This is a genomic window from Myxococcus virescens (assembly GCF_900101905.1).
In the GTDB taxonomy this organism is placed as follows: Bacteria; Myxococcota; Myxococcia; order Myxococcales; family Myxococcaceae; genus Myxococcus; species Myxococcus virescens.
Window position 1 is genome coordinate 18,687 of record NZ_FNAJ01000010.1, and the last position, 14,503, is coordinate 33,189.

At 70.3% G+C, this 14,503-nt stretch carries 15 protein-coding genes; 6 read left to right on the forward strand and 9 right to left on the reverse strand.

Going from position 1 to position 14,503, the window contains the following annotated elements; genetic code table 11:
* Positions 1-32: 32 nt before the first annotated feature.
* Both BLU09_RS25615 and BLU09_RS25620 read left to right on the forward strand, forming a co-directional pair.
* Positions 33-1,766 (forward strand): DUF6311 domain-containing protein, encoded by a 1,734-nt coding sequence (locus BLU09_RS25615; protein WP_244172018.1) that lies wholly within the window; start codon positions 33-35, stop codon positions 1,764-1,766.
* A gap of 45 nt (positions 1,767-1,811) precedes the next feature.
* The gene (locus BLU09_RS25620) at positions 1,812-2,456 is read left to right on the forward strand and encodes an HAD family hydrolase (RefSeq protein WP_090492114.1); all 645 of its coding nucleotides are present in this window, start codon (positions 1,812-1,814) and stop codon (positions 2,454-2,456) included.
* An 87-nt stretch (positions 2,457-2,543) separates the two neighbouring features.
* Here BLU09_RS25620 and BLU09_RS25625 read toward each other — a convergent pair whose 3' ends face one another.
* The 3 genes from BLU09_RS25625 to BLU09_RS25635 form a co-directional block, all read right to left on the reverse strand.
* A complete protein-coding gene (locus BLU09_RS25625; protein WP_244172019.1) occupies positions 2,544-3,110 on the reverse strand; it encodes a hypothetical protein in 567 nt (188 codons plus the stop codon).
* 136 nt (positions 3,111-3,246) lie between these two features.
* On the reverse strand, positions 3,247-3,831 hold the full coding sequence (locus tag BLU09_RS25630) for a nucleotidyltransferase family protein (RefSeq protein ID WP_090492116.1): 585 nt from the start codon (positions 3,829-3,831) through the stop codon (positions 3,247-3,249).
* On the reverse strand, positions 3,828-4,940 hold the full coding sequence (locus BLU09_RS25635) for an XdhC family protein (RefSeq protein WP_090492117.1): 1,113 nt from the start codon (positions 4,938-4,940) through the stop codon (positions 3,828-3,830). Before BLU09_RS25635 ends, BLU09_RS25630 begins: the two co-directional genes overlap by 4 nt.
* A gap of 175 nt (positions 4,941-5,115) precedes the next feature.
* Here BLU09_RS25635 and BLU09_RS25640 point away from each other — a divergent pair, with 175 nt between their 5' ends.
* A complete protein-coding gene (locus tag BLU09_RS25640; RefSeq protein ID WP_090492118.1) occupies positions 5,116-5,517 on the forward strand; it encodes a hypothetical protein in 402 nt (133 codons plus the stop codon).
* A gap of 22 nt (positions 5,518-5,539) precedes the next feature.
* Here BLU09_RS25640 and BLU09_RS25645 read toward each other — a convergent pair whose 3' ends face one another.
* Together BLU09_RS25645 and BLU09_RS25650 are read right to left on the reverse strand one after the other, a co-directional pair.
* A complete protein-coding gene (locus BLU09_RS25645) occupies positions 5,540-5,845 on the reverse strand; it encodes a hypothetical protein (RefSeq protein ID WP_090492119.1) in 306 nt (101 codons plus the stop codon).
* 146 nt (positions 5,846-5,991) lie between these two features.
* Positions 5,992-6,969, reverse strand: coding sequence for an NADPH:quinone oxidoreductase family protein (locus tag BLU09_RS25650; protein WP_090492120.1), 978 nt, complete (start codon positions 6,967-6,969; stop codon positions 5,992-5,994).
* Between the two features lie 317 nt (positions 6,970-7,286).
* On the opposite strand from BLU09_RS25650, the gene BLU09_RS25655 reads away from it, so the two are divergent.
* Positions 7,287-9,521, forward strand: a complete 2,235-nt coding sequence (locus BLU09_RS25655) for a M4 family metallopeptidase (RefSeq protein WP_090492121.1) — start codon at positions 7,287-7,289, stop codon at positions 9,519-9,521.
* 83 nt (positions 9,522-9,604) lie between these two features.
* Here the strand turns inward: BLU09_RS25655 and BLU09_RS25660 are convergent, their stop codons facing one another.
* Together BLU09_RS25660 and BLU09_RS25665 are read right to left on the reverse strand one after the other, a co-directional pair.
* On the reverse strand, positions 9,605-10,435 hold the full coding sequence (locus BLU09_RS25660; protein WP_090492122.1) for a metallophosphoesterase family protein: 831 nt from the start codon (positions 10,433-10,435) through the stop codon (positions 9,605-9,607).
* A 19-nt stretch (positions 10,436-10,454) separates the two neighbouring features.
* On the reverse strand, positions 10,455-10,814 hold the full coding sequence (locus BLU09_RS25665) for a response regulator (RefSeq protein WP_244172020.1): 360 nt from the start codon (positions 10,812-10,814) through the stop codon (positions 10,455-10,457).
* 140 nt (positions 10,815-10,954) lie between these two features.
* Here BLU09_RS25665 and BLU09_RS25670 point away from each other — a divergent pair, with 140 nt between their 5' ends.
* Positions 10,955-11,320: a helix-turn-helix transcriptional regulator gene (locus BLU09_RS25670; RefSeq protein WP_090492124.1), complete on the forward strand. Its 366-nt coding sequence runs from the start codon at positions 10,955-10,957 to the stop codon at positions 11,318-11,320.
* Between the two features lie 29 nt (positions 11,321-11,349).
* Here BLU09_RS25670 and BLU09_RS25675 read toward each other — a convergent pair whose 3' ends face one another.
* Entirely contained in the window at positions 11,350-12,555 is a 1,206-nt protein-coding gene (locus tag BLU09_RS25675; protein WP_090492125.1) for a DUF790 family protein, read from the reverse strand.
* 1 nt (position 12,556) lies between these two features.
* Positions 12,557-13,936: a DEAD/DEAH box helicase family protein gene (locus tag BLU09_RS25680; protein ID WP_090492126.1), complete on the reverse strand. Its 1,380-nt coding sequence runs from the start codon at positions 13,934-13,936 to the stop codon at positions 12,557-12,559.
* A gap of 129 nt (positions 13,937-14,065) precedes the next feature.
* Here BLU09_RS25680 and BLU09_RS25685 point away from each other — a divergent pair, with 129 nt between their 5' ends.
* Positions 14,066-14,491 (forward strand): DMT family transporter, encoded by a 426-nt coding sequence (locus BLU09_RS25685; RefSeq protein WP_244172050.1) that lies wholly within the window; start codon positions 14,066-14,068, stop codon positions 14,489-14,491.
* Positions 14,492-14,503: the final 12 nt, after the last annotated feature.

Genomic DNA, 14,503 nt, shown 5'->3' on the forward strand with positions numbered 1-14,503 from the left:
TTCGTCTCCGTCGCCTCGCGTGAGTGCCGCCCATGAGGCCCGCCCTGCCCGAGCGGCTGCGGCGCATCCTGGACACGGTTGCATCGTTCGTCGTGGCGCACGCGGGCCCGCTGGGGGCCGCTGGGGTGGGGCTGTTGGCGTTCCTGGCCATCTACGGTCCGGCGGCGCTGAATCCCACCCGCCTGTCGTGGCTCATCCGTGACGACTTCAGCCAGCACCTGCTGGGCTGGCTGTTCTTCCGCAACGAGCCGCTCCGCTTCCCGCTGGGCGCCATCGACGGCTACCTGCATCCGCTCGGGACGACGCTCGGCTACATGGATGCCATCCCCTGGGTGGCGCTGCTGCTGCGGCCGTTCTCCAGCCTGCTGCCCGCCGACTTCCAATACATCGGTCCGTGGATGTGCTTGTGCCTGGTGCTCCAGGGCGCCTCGTCCGCGTGGGTGGCGCGGCGGATGGGCGCGACGGTGCCGCAGCAGTGGCTGGTGGGCGCGCTGCTCGTGCTGTCGCCCACGCTGCTGGCGCGCATGAGCATGGCGCACGAAGCGCTGTGCGCGCACTGGGCCATCGTGCTGCTGGTGGGGCTGAACCTGATTCCGCATCGGGATGCGCGCGAGGCGAAGCAGGCGCTGGGCATCGCGCTGGCGCTGTGCGTGTTCGCCGCGGGCGTGCACCCCGTGATTACCGCCATGGTGCTGCCGCTCGCGCTGGCGTTGTGCATGCGGACCGCGCTGGAGCGGAGGCTGCCCTGGCGGTGGCCCCTGCTGGGCGCCGTGGTGAACGTGGGCGTGGTGCTGGTGCTGTTCTACGTGCTGGGCTACCTCGGCACGGTCCGCACCCTGGGCGCTGGCGCCTTCGGTGGGTTCTCCGCGGACCTCCTGGCGTTCGTCAATCCGATGGGCTACCGGGAGTCCTGGTCGCGCTTCCTGGGGGCGCTGCCGAGGCAGGGCGCCCAGTACGAAGGCTTCGGCTACCTGGGGCTGGGCGTGCTCTTCGCGCTCTGGGCCGCGCTCATCCTGCTCGTGCGGGACGCGCCGCTCGTCGCGCGGCAGTGGCGCAGGCTGGCGCCGGTGGGGCTGGTGGCGCTGGGCCTGGGCTTCTTCGCGCTGTCCTCGCGCATCACCCTGCAAGGCGAGCTCATCGCGGACCTGACGGGCCTCTATGCGCCGGTGATGCGGTGGGTGGAGCCCTTCCGTTCCTCCGGCCGCTTCGTGTGGCCGCTGTACTATCTGCTGGCGCTGGGCTCCGCGCTCGCGCTCATCCGCCTGCCTCGGCCCACGGTGGCGCCGTCGCTGCTGGCCCTGGCGCTGGTGCTGCAGGGCTTCGATGTGAACCTGGGGCGGGGCCACCAAGCGAAGGAAGGGCCGGCCTGGAACACGCAGCCGTCCGAGGCGCTGCGCGAGGCCGCCGTGGGACGCAAGCACCTGGTGCTCTACCCGCCGCAGATACATGACGGCTCCGGGCGGGGTTGCCGCGCCGGGCCCATGGACTTCCACCGCTGGGCCTATCGCGCCTACCTGCTGGGGCTCACCTTCAACAGCGGCTACGTCGCGCGACTGGATGACGCGCGCGCGCAGCCCTACTGCCTGGGGCTCGACGACGATATCCGGGCGGGCAAGCTCGACCCGGAGACCCTCTACCTCTCCATTCCGCAGCGGCTCCATGAGTTCCGCGCCATTCGCGGTACGCGCTGTGTGCAGGAGGAGCGACTGTGGATGTGCGTCCTGGAGCAGGCGCCCGCGGCTCCGCTGGAGCGCGCCTCGCCCTGAGTCCGGAGGGAGGACAGGGGGCGCGAGAGGGGGTATGGAAGGTGCGTGAGCGCTTCCTCTTCTCGCGGCATCCTCTTCGACCTCGACGGCACGCTGGTGGACTCGCTGCCGGACATCATCGACAGCTTCCTCCACGCCTTCGGGCACCTGGGGCTTCCGGCGCCGACCTACGAGCAGGTGCGTGCGCTCATCGGCCATCCGTTGGACTGGATGTACGGCCAGTTCGCGCCGGACCACGTCCCCGCGTTGTGCGTGGCCTACCGTGAGCACTACCCGCTCAACTTCCACCGGCGCTCGCGGCCCTATCCGGGCGTGGTGGAGGTGCTGCGCGCGCTGCGCGAGCGGGGCTACCTGCTGGCGGTGGCCACCACGAAGCGCCCTGACATGGCGCGCAAGTTCGTGGACGCCATGGGCCTGGGCTCGCTGCTCCACCACGTCCAGGGCACGGATGGCTTTCCGCACAAGCCCGCGCCCGACGTCATCCACCACGCGCTGGCGGCGCTGGGCACGGGCGGGCTGTGGATGGTGGGGGACACCGCGCTGGACTTGCGCGCGGGGCAGGCCGCGGGGCTGCGGACCTACGCCGTCACCTGGGGCACGCATCCGGTGGATGTGCTCGCGAGCGCCTCACCGGACGAGCTTCAGCCGGACCTGCAGCGGCTCCTGACGCACCTGCCGCCACTGGCGTGACAGCGGGCGTCTTCGGAGGTTGAAGCCAGCGCACGGCCCACCTGGATGACGGGGGGCAGGGCCTCGGGCGCTGGCCTCAGGTCGCGCTCAGTCCGCCGCCATCCCCGGGCACTTGCCCGTGTCCAGGTACTTCGCGTTCCGGTGGATTTCGGAGCTCAGCTTGTCCTGCCGGGCCGGGTCGACGGCGGTGTAGACGATGACGACGCCCTCCGGTGAGTCATGCACGCTGGCGATGGACGGCACCGACGGTGCGCCCGCGGAGCCCGGCTCCTCGCGGCCGCCCATCTCGTTGTAGTCCACGCCCGGTGGCTGGGCCATGCCGCTGCCGCCCGTGCCGTGCTCCTGCTGGAACTGCATCATCCTCCGGCTGCGCTGCTGGAGGTCCGCCACCTTGTCGGTTTCCGGCGTGACGATGATGAGGGCCACGCCCTCCGGGATGTCCTCCGCCCGCGCCTGCGCGCCCGACACGTCCATGGGGCAGTCCGTTTTCATCTCCGCCTGTGCGTTGGGCGGCAGGCCTTCGCCCTGCCGTGGCATCTGCTGCGCCGTGGGTGGCATCCCGCCCTGGGATGTCTTGGCATTTCTGGAGCAGCCGACCGAGAAACACATCACCGCCGAGGCGGCCAGCGCCGCCGGGAACCTGAGTCTGGACATGAGCCCCCCTTTGCTGAAAGTCCTGCGCGCAGAAGGTGGGGAGCGGTGCGCGGCGGTGGCAATACGCACTGACGTACCAGAGGGCCCGCCTCGGGGCCGATGCGCGTATTCGCGGCGCGACGGATGCGGCCTCGGTTCACGTCAGCCGCGAGACATCCTCGGGCGTGTCCACGTCGTCGCCCCCCCCGGGCAGCGGGACGTCCACCACGCGCGAGGCCACGCGCGCAATCACACCGCGCGCGCCCTGGTCCGGGCTGAGCGCCTCCAGCTCCGGGAAGACGTCACGCGCGAAGAGGGCGGGGACGCCTCGCGTGTCCTCGTAGGCGGAGGCCACCACGGACGCGCGAGTCCGTTCAAAGGTATCCAGCAGCGTGCGCAAGTGCGCGGCATCCACGCGAAGCTGGTCGCACAGCAACACGAGCACGGCGTCCAGCGCGGGGGGCTCCGTCTCCCGCAGCGCGCCGAGCCCCGCGCGCAGGGAGCCTCCAGGGCCCGCGGCCCAGTCCGCATGGTCCACGGTGCGCACGGCGAGGCCCGTGAGCTCCGCTGCGACCGCATCCCGCGACGCGCCCAGCACCACCACCACGGGGCCGCACCGCAAGGATGCCGCGGCCTCGGCGGCGCGCCGCACCAGCGTCGAGCCCTGGTAGCGCACCAGCTGCTTGGGGTGGCCCAGCCGCGAGGAGCCGCCCGCGGCCAGCAGCACCACGCCCACCGTCATGCGAGCCTCCGCACCGGCGGGGGCGCGGCGGTGTGGATGGGCGCGCGCCGCTCGCGAAGCTTGCCGCCCTCGCGTCCGGCGACCACCGCTTGAAGCTCGGCGATGATGGACAGGGCGATTTCCTCCGCGCCTTCCGCGCCCAGGTCCAGGCCCACGGGCGCGTGCAGCTTCTCCAGGTGCGCGTCGGTGGGCGGGGAGGGCAGCTCCGCGAGCAATCGCTCGGTGCGCGAGCGAGGTCCCAACACGCCCAGATAGCGCAGGGGCCGTGGGAGGAGCCCCGCCAGCAGCTCGCGGTCCTGCGGCAGGCTGTGTGTCATCAGCACGGCCAGCGCACGGGGCGACAGGGGCACCGCACCGGGTGCGTCCGGAGCCTTCGCCGACACCACCGCATGGGCCTGGGGAAAGCGGCGCCGCAGGGCCTGCGCGGGCCGGTCCGCCACCACCGTGACATGCCAGCCCAGGGCCGCGGCCTGGTTCACCACCGGGGCCACGTCGAAGCCGCTGCCGAAGAGCACCAGGGGATGGGGCGGCTCCACGACTTCCACCAGCACGTCCGCGCCGCCGCAGGGGCCACTCCACGTCCGGCCCGCCTCCAGCGCCTCGCGTGCGGCTTCGCGCACGGCGTCTCCCAGTGCGCCGGACAGCTGGCCCGTTTCGGTGCCGTCATCGCGGAGCCTCAAGCGGGCACCCACGGCGTTCGCGGGGCCCCGGTACACCGTCGCCACCACCGCCCGGCGTCCCGCTTCTCGCGCCTCGGCGGCGAAGGCGAGGGCCTCGCCCGCGCCCGCCTCCCAGCGCTCCAGCAGCACGTCCACCACGCCGTTGCAGCCCAGCGCGAAGGAGAAGGCACCTTCGTCCTCCGCGGTGTCGCTGGTGGAGTCGTAGCGCAGCAGGCGGGGCCCGGTGTTGGTCCAGAAGAAGGCCTTGCGGACGACGTCGGCCTCCAGGCAGCCGCCGCTGATGCCGCCCGCGAGCCATCCGTCCTCGCTCATCAACATCCGCGCACCCGGCCGCCGGTAGGCGGAGCCCGATACCTCGACCACCGTGGCCAGGACCAGGGGGCCGCGAGCTTGCGCCCGCGCGCGGAGGATGGCGTCCAGGTCCTTCATGTCTCGTCGTCCTTGGTGGGGGTGACTGGAACGCGACGAGAAACTGTAGTCGGCGCCATTCCATCCCGGCCAGTGACGTTCTTTCGCGGGAGCGCCCCGGGGCGGGCCTGGGGCGACACTCGACACACGCGGCGACTGGATGAATCCTCGCGGCTGGGGTGTAGTTCCCATCCGCATGCCCGTCCTGCGTTACGCCTTCACCCTGAATGCCGTGCGTGAGCTCGGCCGTCTGGCTCCGGACATCGCCCGGGCACGGGCGGAGGCGGCTCTGGACACGAGCCTCCTGCACATCCGCGAAGCCTGCACGGCCGCGCTGGGCATGGAGTTCGAGACCCTGGTGTGCTTCGACGCGCGCTCCGTGGTCCGCCTGTTCTCACACGCGGAGCAGGCCCGCATCCTGGCACGGCTGGTGGACGAGCGGGCACGCACGCTGGCGCGGCTGGGTCGCTTCCAGGAGGCGCTCGAGGACACCGTCTACGCGGGGCAGTTGCTGGCGTGCTCGCGCCAGCGCTTCGGCCTGCCCAAGGATGCACGCGCGGCGGAGACGCTGGAGCGCGAGGTGCCCGAGCTTCGTTGACCCACGCGTCGTGGGCCGCGCTTCACCGGGAGCGCTCGCCACCCGGCGGCGGTTCGTCCTCACGGCGCGCGGGCTCGGGTTCCGGCTCCAGTCGCGCCTGTCGTTCGCTGGCTTCCCAGGAGGCCTGGGCATCGCCCGCATGAACCTGACGGGCGGAGTCGTCATCCTGCTGGTCCGTCCACGAGGTGTGGCCCCCTGCGTAGCCTTCCAGGGGACGCGGTCCCCGGTGGGACTCCACGTCCAGGTCCTTCTGCTCCTCCTCGCGCAGCCGCCTGCGCTCCTGTTCCCGCTCGCGCTGGTGCTGCCGCTCCAAAATGTCATCCGTCATGGTGCCGTCACCTCCTGCACCAAGGTGGTGTCCCCTCCGCGAAGTCGGCAGCGCCGGGCATGGCCACACGCGGCAGGCCGCATGCCCGGCGATCAATCAACGGGCACCGGGCGCGAGCACGTTCGCGCCGGTGCCTCCAGGCCAGGTCAGCCTTCGCGCATGCGCAGCACCACCTTGCCCGTGGCGCGCCGGGCGTCGAGTTCACGCAGGGCCTGCGCGCCCTGCTCCAGCGGGAACACCGGGCCCACGACGGGCGTGAGCACACCTTGGTCCGCCATGGCCTCCAGGTCCTTGGCGATGGTGGGCGTCAGGGATGGCTCGTGCAGGAGGAAGCCGCCCCAGGCCACGCCGACCACGTCGATGTTGCGCAGCAGGAGCCGGTTCACCGGGACCTCGGGGATGCGGCCGCTCGCGAAGCCCACCACCAGCAGCCGCCCTTCGGGCGCCAGGCACTTGAGGCTCTTGTCGAAGATGTCGCCGCCCACCGGGTCCACCACCACGTTGGCACCCAGGCCGCCCGTCTTCTCCCGCACCTGCGCGACCCAGTCTCCGGTCGACAGCAGCACCTCGTGCGCGCCGGCCCGCCGGGCGACGTCCGCCTTGCGCTCGTCGCTCACCACGGCGATGACGCGCGCCTTCGCGCCGCGCGCCACCTGCACCGCCGCCGTGCCCACGCCTCCCGCGGCGCCATGGACCACGACGCGCTCCTCCGCCTTGAGCCGGCCTCGCCGGTGCAGCGCGAAGTGCGCCGTGTGGTAGTTCATCACCACGCCCGCGGCCGCCTCGAAGCTCCAGTCCGCGGGGATGGGGAACACCATCTCCGGCTGAATCGCGGCCACCTCGGCGAAGCCGCCCAACCCGAAGCTGAAGGCCATCACCCGCTGCCCGGGCTTCACCGCCGCGCCCGCGGGGGCCTGCCGCACCACGCCCGCCACCTCCACGCCCGGAATGAAGGGCAGGGCGGGCTTGAGTTGGTACTGCCCCCGGGTGAGCAGCAGGTCCGGAAAGCTCACCCCGGCCGCCACCACGTCGATGAGCACCGAGTCCCCCGCCTCGGGCTCGGGCACGTCCACCAGTTGGAGCCCGTCAGGGCCGTCCAGCCGCTGTAGCTGCAATGCGCGCATCGTTGCCTCCCGGACAGGAAGCGTAATGGCCAGCCACGTCGATGCCAGTGTTGCCTCACGCGCGCGGGCGGACCCCGAGTCCGGCACAAAGTTCACACGACCTGTGGAAAACCGAGGTCTGCCTGGACGACCTGTCACGTCACGTGGAAGGTGGCTCTCACTCGCAGTGGACCTCGCAAATCCATGAAACTAAAGGAATAATCGTAAATAGCCTGAAATCTAAGAAGAGGATAGAAACTGAAATAATCGCGCAACCTTGAAATACGCGTCATCCCTGTGTCATCGTGCCTCCTAATCTTTCCGCTTAGGAGGATTACATGGTGCAGAAGAGAGTGCGCGGAGCGCTCGGTATCGCGGCGCTGTCTGTCGTTGTCGGTTGCAACGAGTCCACCCCTGCCCCCGAGGCCGACAAGCCTACGGATGCCGCGAAGGCGGCGATGCTGGAGAATGGCGCGAAGGTCATTCTGACGGACAACCAGAAGGTGGCGCAGTTCGTCACCGGTCTGTCGATTGCTCTGCCGGATATTCCGGCCGCGGGTCCCAAGGCGCTCAACGCGTCCGCGCTGGCCTCGGTCGTCGACGCCGTGGCGCCGACGTTCCGCCTGGAGCCGGGCAACCTGGTCTTCAAGAAGGCGCACACGGACAAGCAGGGTGACAGCCACTACCGCTATGCCGTGAAGCACAACGACATCCCGGTGCTGGGCGGCGAGCTGATCCTGCACGCGCGCAACGGCAAGGTCTTCGCGGCGAACACCAACGTCCGCAGCGACCTGCGCGCCGAGCTGAAGGCGACCATCGCGGGTGAGGTTGCCACGTCCGCGGTGGACTCCGACCGCGAGACGCTCAAGGGCTGGGTCACCGACAAGAACCCGGAGCTGGTGTACTGGCGCATCGATGACGAGCTGCGCCTGATGTACAAGGTCGTCCAGCACGGCAACAAGGCGGACGGCACGCCTGTTCGCGACTGGGTCCTGGTGGACGCGCGCAACGCGGATGTGATGCTGCGCATCCCGCAGATCAAGGAGTCCCTCGACCGCCGCCTCCACAACGGCAACAACACCACCACCCTGCCGGGTCCGGTCGTTCGCACCGAGGGCCAGGCGCCGGTGGCGGACCCCGTGGTCAACACCAACTACGACCACCTGGGCACCGTCTACGACTGCTACAACACCCTGTTCGGTCGTGACTCCATCGACAACGCGGGCGGCACGCTCATCAGCACCGTGCACCACCGCGTCAACTACGTGAACGCCTTCTGGGACGGTACCCAGATGGTGTACGGCGATGGCGACGGCGTGACGGCCACCAACCTGGCCAACTCGCTGGACGTGACGGCGCACGAGCTGACCCACGCCGTGACGGACAACGAGTCGGACCTCATCTACTCGGGTGAGTCCGGCGGCCTGAACGAGTCGATGTCCGACGTGTTCGGCGCGGTGTGCGAGTGGTACGGCGACGGCGCGGATGAGGTCTCCCCGCGTCACTGGCTGATTGGCGACGACGTGTGGACCCCGTCCATCCCGAACGACGCCCTGCGCTACATGAACGACCCGGCGCTGGATGGCGACTCGCTCGACCACTACCACAACTACGTGCCCGGTACCGGCGTGCACTACAGCTCCGGTATCTCCAACCTGGCCTTCTACCTCCTGTCGCAGGGTGGCACGCACCCGCGCGGCAAGAGCACCATCGTGGTGGCGGGCATCGGCATCGAGAAGGCCGCGCAGATCTTCTACAAGGCCAACACGTTGATGGTGCCGACGTCCAACTTCGAGGCCGCGAAGACCATCTCGGAGCAGGCCGCGGCGCAGCTCGGCTACGACGCCGCCACCATCGAGTCGGTGTCGAACGCGTGGAAGGCCGTTGGCGTCAGCGTCCCGGTTCCGCCTCCGCCGACGGACCCCATCAGCAAGGACACGCCGGTCGTCGTGTCGGGTGGCGCCAACGAGAAGAAGTACTTCGAGGTCACGGTGCCGGAAGGTGCCTACAACCTGCGCTTCACCCTGTCGGGTGGCACGGGTGACGCCGACCTGTACGTCCGCTACAACAGCGCGCCCACCACCGCGCTGTACGATTGCCGCCCGTACGCCAGTGGCAACAACGAGGTCTGCAACTTCGCGGCTCCGCAGCACGGCAAGTGGTACGCGATGCTGAACGGCTTCCGCGCGTACTCCGGCGCCACGCTGACCGTGACCTGGGAGGGTGGCTACGTCCCCATCGAGAGCGGCGTCGCCGTGGAGAACCTCTCGGGCGCGGCGGGCTCCTCGCAGGTGTTCATCCTCGACGTTCCGGAGCGTCGCCCGGGCCAGGGGAAGAACAACATCTACATCCAGACGGGCGAGGGCAAGGGCAACCCCGACCTCTACGTCAAGCGCGGTGGCGCCCCGACGCACGCGGACTACGATTGCCGCAGCGTGAAGGACCACCAGTCGGAGAAGTGCAACCTCATCAACGCTCCGGCCGGCCGCTACTACATCGAGGTCTACGGCGCGAAGGATGGCTTCGAGGGCATCGTCCTCATCGGCTCCTTCCTCGAGCCGCTGCCCAAGTAGCCTGAAGTGACGGCGCGGCCTGGGTCCGCGCCGGTGAGGCCCCGGGTGCTCCGCTTCACGCGGCGCCCGGGGCTTCGTGCTTTCTACGGCGTGGGGCCGGGGAGGATGACGCGCAGGCAGCTCTCCCACGCGTGCACGCCGCGGTACTTCCACTGCACGGGGTAGCCCAGCGACACCTCTTCGAAGCGCACGCCGTCACGCCACAGCGTCGCGGGCATGTGGAGGTGGCCGGAGACGACGACCTCCGCGCGGTAGCGGGTGTGCCAGTCCTCCGTCTGCTTCGTCCCGCACCAGATGGAGAAGCGGGGGATGCGCGGCAGCCGCACGTGCTCGTAGCGCAACGGGTAGTGGTTGACGAGGACGGTGGCGCAGCCCGGGGGCAGGGCGTCCAGCCGGGCCCGCGTGGCTTCGACGCGCGCGGCGCACCAGGCTGCGCGGCTGGCGTGGGGCTCGGGGTGCAGCAGCACCTCGTCGGTGCACAGCAGGTCATCCTCCCAGGCCCACTCCAGCGCCTTGTCCGCGGGCACATGGTCCGGGCGGAACGTGTAGTCGTAGCCCAGGAACATGGGGACGATGACGCGCTCGGGGCCAGGGCCGGGCCAGCGAGGGTAGGGGTCCTCCGGCGTGAGGGCGCCGTAGCTGCGGCACAGGCTCACCAGCCGCTGGTAGCGCGCCTCGCCCTTCAGTTGCGGCTGCTCCGACGGCAGGGTCCACAGCTCATGGTTGCCGGGCACCCAGATGACCTGGCGGAAGCGCTGGGTGAGGGTGCTCAGCATGAGCTCCATCTCCGCCAGCGTCTCGCCCACGTCCCCCGCGACGATGAGCCAGTCCTCCGGATGGGCCGGAAGCGCCTGGAGCGCCAGGCGGTTGTCGTTGTGGCGCAAGTGCAGGTCGCTGATGGCGTAGAGCTTCATGGCGCGTCGAGCGGGCACCTTAACGCGGGCTTCCCATCGATGCTGCACCGATGCCCAGCATCCGCAGCAGGGCATGCACCTCCGAGGGTGGCGCGGCGCGGTCCATCCAGGTGATGTCCCGCGCCAGGGGCGGCATCACCGCATGCAGCGCGCAGGCGGTGCGGGGGTGGCTCGCACGCACCTGCTCCAGCAGCCCCAGCCCGTCTCCGTCCGGGAGCAGATCGCCCGTCACCACCACGGACGGCGCTTCTTCCTTCACGAGCGCGAGGGCCTCCGCCACGCAGCGGGCGAAGCGCTTGCCGCCGGGTAAATCCCTCACGAGGCGCCGCAGCGCCGCGAGTGAACGTGGGTCTTCGTCCACGAACAAGAAGGTCAGCATGGTCTTCGCGCCAGCAGGGTGAGACCTGTGTGGTTGGCCAAACGCACGAGGTTGCCTACCTACAAGACTACTCAGGAAGTTCTTGGATGCCAACCTCTCAAGTCATATCGACATGTGCGGACCCGCTAGGTTAACGACCCATGGAAAAGACTCTCGCATCCCGCCTTGGCGGAGCGGCTCGCCTTGCTCGGACCCGACTGAACCTGACCCAGGCCGACGTGGCGGAGCGCATTGGCATCGCGAGCGAAGTCTATGGCCGGCTCGAGCGCGGTCACATGCTGCCGAGCATCCAGACGTTCCGCAGGTTGTGCACGGTGCTCTCCATCTCCGCGGACGAGGCGCTGGGCCTCAAGCCGGTGCAGGAGGTGAAGTGGGCCGCCGAGCCGCCCAGCGACTACGGTGAGTCCGCGGAGCTGCGGCGGCTCATGCGCCGGGCCAAGCAGCTGGACCGGACGTCCATTCGGATTCTCAGCGTGCTCGCGGCGCAGTTCAGGCCGCGCGGCTGACGCATGGTGCCGGCAGGTGAGCGCGGCGCTCACCGCCCGGGCTCCAGTTTCGCCAGGCGCTCCCTCAGCTTGCGCGCGGAGGGGAAGCCGTTGAAGAGCACCACCTGCGGGTGGGCCTCCAGCGTCTCTCGCTCCATGGCTTCCTTGGCCAGCGCCCGGTCCACGCCCAGCAGCAGGCCCGCGTCCGGCCGCGAGCGCAGCTCTGTCAGCCTCCGGGCCAGGGGCGCCGCATGCCACGCGTGGAAGAGTTCCAGCGCGACTTCTCTCTTGGACGCACGGTGGCGGAAGGTGAGGTCCGGCACGCACAGTCCGGAGGCGCCCACGTGCCGGGGAAGCGGCGTCAGGTCCAGCTCCCAGGCGTCATCCGCGAAGCCCTCCGCGAGGGAGGCCACTTCCGGAGGAATGTGACCCAGTGCGGCGGGTAGGGGCGAACGCAGCGGGTCCTTGTGGCTGAGCATCAGCGTGGCCTGTCGCCTTGAAGGTTCCACGGTGGCGGTCAGCTCCCAGCGCTCCAGCACCGGCACCACGGACAGGAAGGTCGCCAGTTGCAGGCCGTACTTCTTCTGGAGCGCCAGCATGGCCCCGGGGCCCTCCACGTCGAGCGCCCAGTTGTCGTCGTCGCGCCACACCTCGGCCACCAGGCGGCAGAACTTGAGCCATCGGAGCACCTTGCGCACGCGCAGCAGGTCCGGCGCCTGGGCTCGCAGGCGGAGGCGCCGCGCGGACAGCAGGGGGCCCTGCGCCAGCGCCAGGTTGTAGCGGTCCAGCAGGTCCTGGGCGTCCAGCGCCTCGCCGTCCCACCCCACCAGCCGGCGGTGGCCGGGCAGGTCCGAGTACAGCGCCTCTCGGGCCTCGGAAAGGGGGACGGGGAGCGTCTGGGCCAGCCGTGCCTCGAAGTCCTCCACCGTGGCGTCGGGAGGCAGTGCACGCAGGACCTGCCCCGCCGCCTTGATTCGCTCCCAACGGGCTTCCGTCACGCCGGGCGCGGGCTCGTCGAAGAGGAGCCGGTCCAGCACCAGCTTCACCAGGCCGCGCGCCACCTTGGGCCTGGTGAAGGCACCGGCCTTCAAGCCCAGCGACTCCTCGATATCGTCGCGCTGGCCGCCGCGCGACGCTGCCACCTCCGCGAGCAGGTCCTGGGCGAAGGTCAGCAGCTCCGTGTCATCGCGCTTCACGAAGACGGGGCGCAGGACGCCCTGGCGCACGCGGAAGTTGAGCAGCTCGCGTGTCAGCATCTCAGCCGCCCTCCTGATAGGCGCCGTGCTGGCGTCGCCGCTCGCTGATGCTACTCTCCGCCGTCTGCGCGGAGCACACCTCGTACAGCAGCGCGCGCTTCCCCGGCCGTTTGCGCAGGATGCGCCCCAGCCGCTGCACGTGCTCGCGCACGCTCGCGCTGCCGCTGAGCACCACGCCCACACGCGCCTCGGGCACGTCCACGCCTTCATTCAGCACGCGCGAGGTCAGCAGCACCGGCAGTTCCCCGGAGGCGAAGGCCGCCAGCAACGCCTTGCGCTCGGGCACGGGCGTGTGGTGCGTCAGCGCGGGGAGCAGGAAGCGGCGCGCCAGCGTGTACACCGTCTCGTTGTCGTCGGTGAACACGAGGACACGGTCGTCCCGGTGCTCCAGGAGGATGCGCCACAGCACCTCCTGCTTGCCGCTGGACGTGAGCGCAATCCGCCGTTGCTCGCGGTAGGCGCGGTACGCCGCGCGGCCCTCGTCGCTGCGCTGGCTCTGCGCCAGGAAGCGCGCCCACCCGTCCGGCGCGGAGAGCGGCACGCCCAGCCTGCGCACGAAGCCCAGGTACAGCGCGCGCGCCGTGTCGTAGCGCGCCTTTTCGTCGGGCGTCAGCGGGACTTCCACTCGCTTCACGTCATAGGGCGCCAGGTATTCACCCTGCAGCTCCCGGATGTCCGAGCGGTGCACGCGGGGACCCAACAGCTCCTCGCAGACGCGCTCGCCGCCATCGGCGCGCTCCAGCGTCGCGGTGAGGCCCAGGCGGTACGGCGCCAGCGAGCCCTCCGCGATGAAGCGGTAGCTGGGCGCGGGCAGGTGGTGGCACTCGTCGCACACCAGCAGGCCGAAGCGGTTGCCGTGGAACTCCGTCTGCATCGCCGCGGAGTCGTACGTCGTCACCGTCAGCGGCTGCCGGTCATTCACGCCGCCGCCCAGCAGGCCCACTGGCACGGAGAAGTGGCGCGCCAGCACGCCCTGCCACTGCGTCATCAGGTCCAGCGTGGGCACCACCACCAGCGTGGGCCGCTTCACGTGGGCGATGGCGAGCACCGCCAGCAGCGTCTTGCCCGCGCCCGTGGGCAGCTCCACCAGGCCACGCCCGCCCGCGCGTGTCCACGCCTCCAGCGCCTGCTGCTGATGCGGAAAGGGTTGGATGGGCGAGGTGAGCGGCAGCTCCAGCGGCTCGAAGCGCTTCGCCTTGTCCTCGTAGGGGATGCCCAGCTCCCGCAGCCGCAGCACCGCTTCGCGGTAATGCCACGCGGGCGCGCGGTAGACGCCGGTGCGCCCGTCCTTCTGGAAGAGGGCTCGCAGGCGGGCATCTTCCGGCAGTGTGGGCGCGACCAGGGTGCCGCAGTCGAAGTGGAGCTCGGTGGGCGACGGCATCGGCGTGTAGGGACCTAGCCGGTCATCCTGGGTTTCGCCAGTCTCATCGAAGGCCCGGAAGGCAGGCTTGCAGGCATGCGCTGTTCACGGTACCCAACGCGCGGCATGCGTTTCGTCTCGCTCGTTCCGATGCTGTGTGGCCTGGCGGTCGTGGCTCAGGCTGGTCTCAACCGTCGCTTCGGGGGCCAGTGGGGCCTGATGAGCGCCGTGCTCCTGAACATGGTGGTGGCGACGGTGGCCACCTTCGCGGTGTACCTCGTCGTGCGCACGGTGCCGGGGCTCTGGCCGGAGGCCGCGGCGGGCCAGGGCCGCTTGAGTGGCTTCACGCCCTGGCACCTGTTGCCGGGGCTGTGCGGCGTCATCATCGTCCTGGGCATGCCCTTGGCCATGAGCCGCCTGGGGGCAGTGCAGTCCGTCCTGCTGCTGATGGCGGCGCAGCTCCTCACCAGCCTCGTGTGGGATGCGATGGTGGAAGGCCGCCCCGTGACGTTCCCCCGGGTGCTGGGCTCCGGGCTCGCCTTCATCGGCGCCACCATCGCCGTCTGGAAGGGCTAGATTCAGTTGCAA

What these genes read in the sequence shown, in the direction of transcription:
- BLU09_RS25640 (WP_090492118.1), top strand. Translation starts at nt 5,116, where the DNA reads ATGCCCGTCCTGCGTTACGCCTTCACCCTGAATGCCGTGCGTGAGCTC.
- BLU09_RS25665 (WP_244172020.1), bottom strand. Translation starts at nt 10,814, where the DNA reads ATGCTGACCTTCTTGTTCGTGGACGAAGACCCACGTTCACTCGCGGCG.
- BLU09_RS25660 (WP_090492122.1), bottom strand. Translation starts at nt 10,435, where the DNA reads ATGAAGCTCTACGCCATCAGCGACCTGCACTTGCGCCACAACGACAAC.
- BLU09_RS25650 (WP_090492120.1), bottom strand. Translation starts at nt 6,969, where the DNA reads ATGCGCGCATTGCAGCTACAGCGGCTGGACGGCCCTGACGGGCTCCAA.
- BLU09_RS25680 (WP_090492126.1), bottom strand. Translation starts at nt 13,936, where the DNA reads ATGCCGTCGCCCACCGAGCTCCACTTCGACTGCGGCACCCTGGTCGCG.
- BLU09_RS25635 (WP_090492117.1), bottom strand. Translation starts at nt 4,940, where the DNA reads ATGAAGGACCTGGACGCCATCCTCCGCGCGCGGGCGCAAGCTCGCGGC.
- BLU09_RS25675 (WP_090492125.1), bottom strand. Translation starts at nt 12,555, where the DNA reads ATGCTGACACGCGAGCTGCTCAACTTCCGCGTGCGCCAGGGCGTCCTG.
- BLU09_RS25645 (WP_090492119.1), bottom strand. Translation starts at nt 5,845, where the DNA reads ATGACGGATGACATTTTGGAGCGGCAGCACCAGCGCGAGCGGGAACAG.
- BLU09_RS25670 (WP_090492124.1), top strand. Translation starts at nt 10,955, where the DNA reads ATGGAAAAGACTCTCGCATCCCGCCTTGGCGGAGCGGCTCGCCTTGCT.
- BLU09_RS25625 (WP_244172019.1), bottom strand. Translation starts at nt 3,110, where the DNA reads ATGTCCAGACTCAGGTTCCCGGCGGCGCTGGCCGCCTCGGCGGTGATG.
- BLU09_RS25615 (WP_244172018.1), top strand. Translation starts at nt 33, where the DNA reads ATGAGGCCCGCCCTGCCCGAGCGGCTGCGGCGCATCCTGGACACGGTT.
- BLU09_RS25655 (WP_090492121.1), top strand. Translation starts at nt 7,287, where the DNA reads ATGGTGCAGAAGAGAGTGCGCGGAGCGCTCGGTATCGCGGCGCTGTCT.
- BLU09_RS25685 (WP_244172050.1), top strand. Translation starts at nt 14,066, where the DNA reads ATGCTGTGTGGCCTGGCGGTCGTGGCTCAGGCTGGTCTCAACCGTCGC.
- BLU09_RS25630 (WP_090492116.1), bottom strand. Translation starts at nt 3,831, where the DNA reads ATGACGGTGGGCGTGGTGCTGCTGGCCGCGGGCGGCTCCTCGCGGCTG.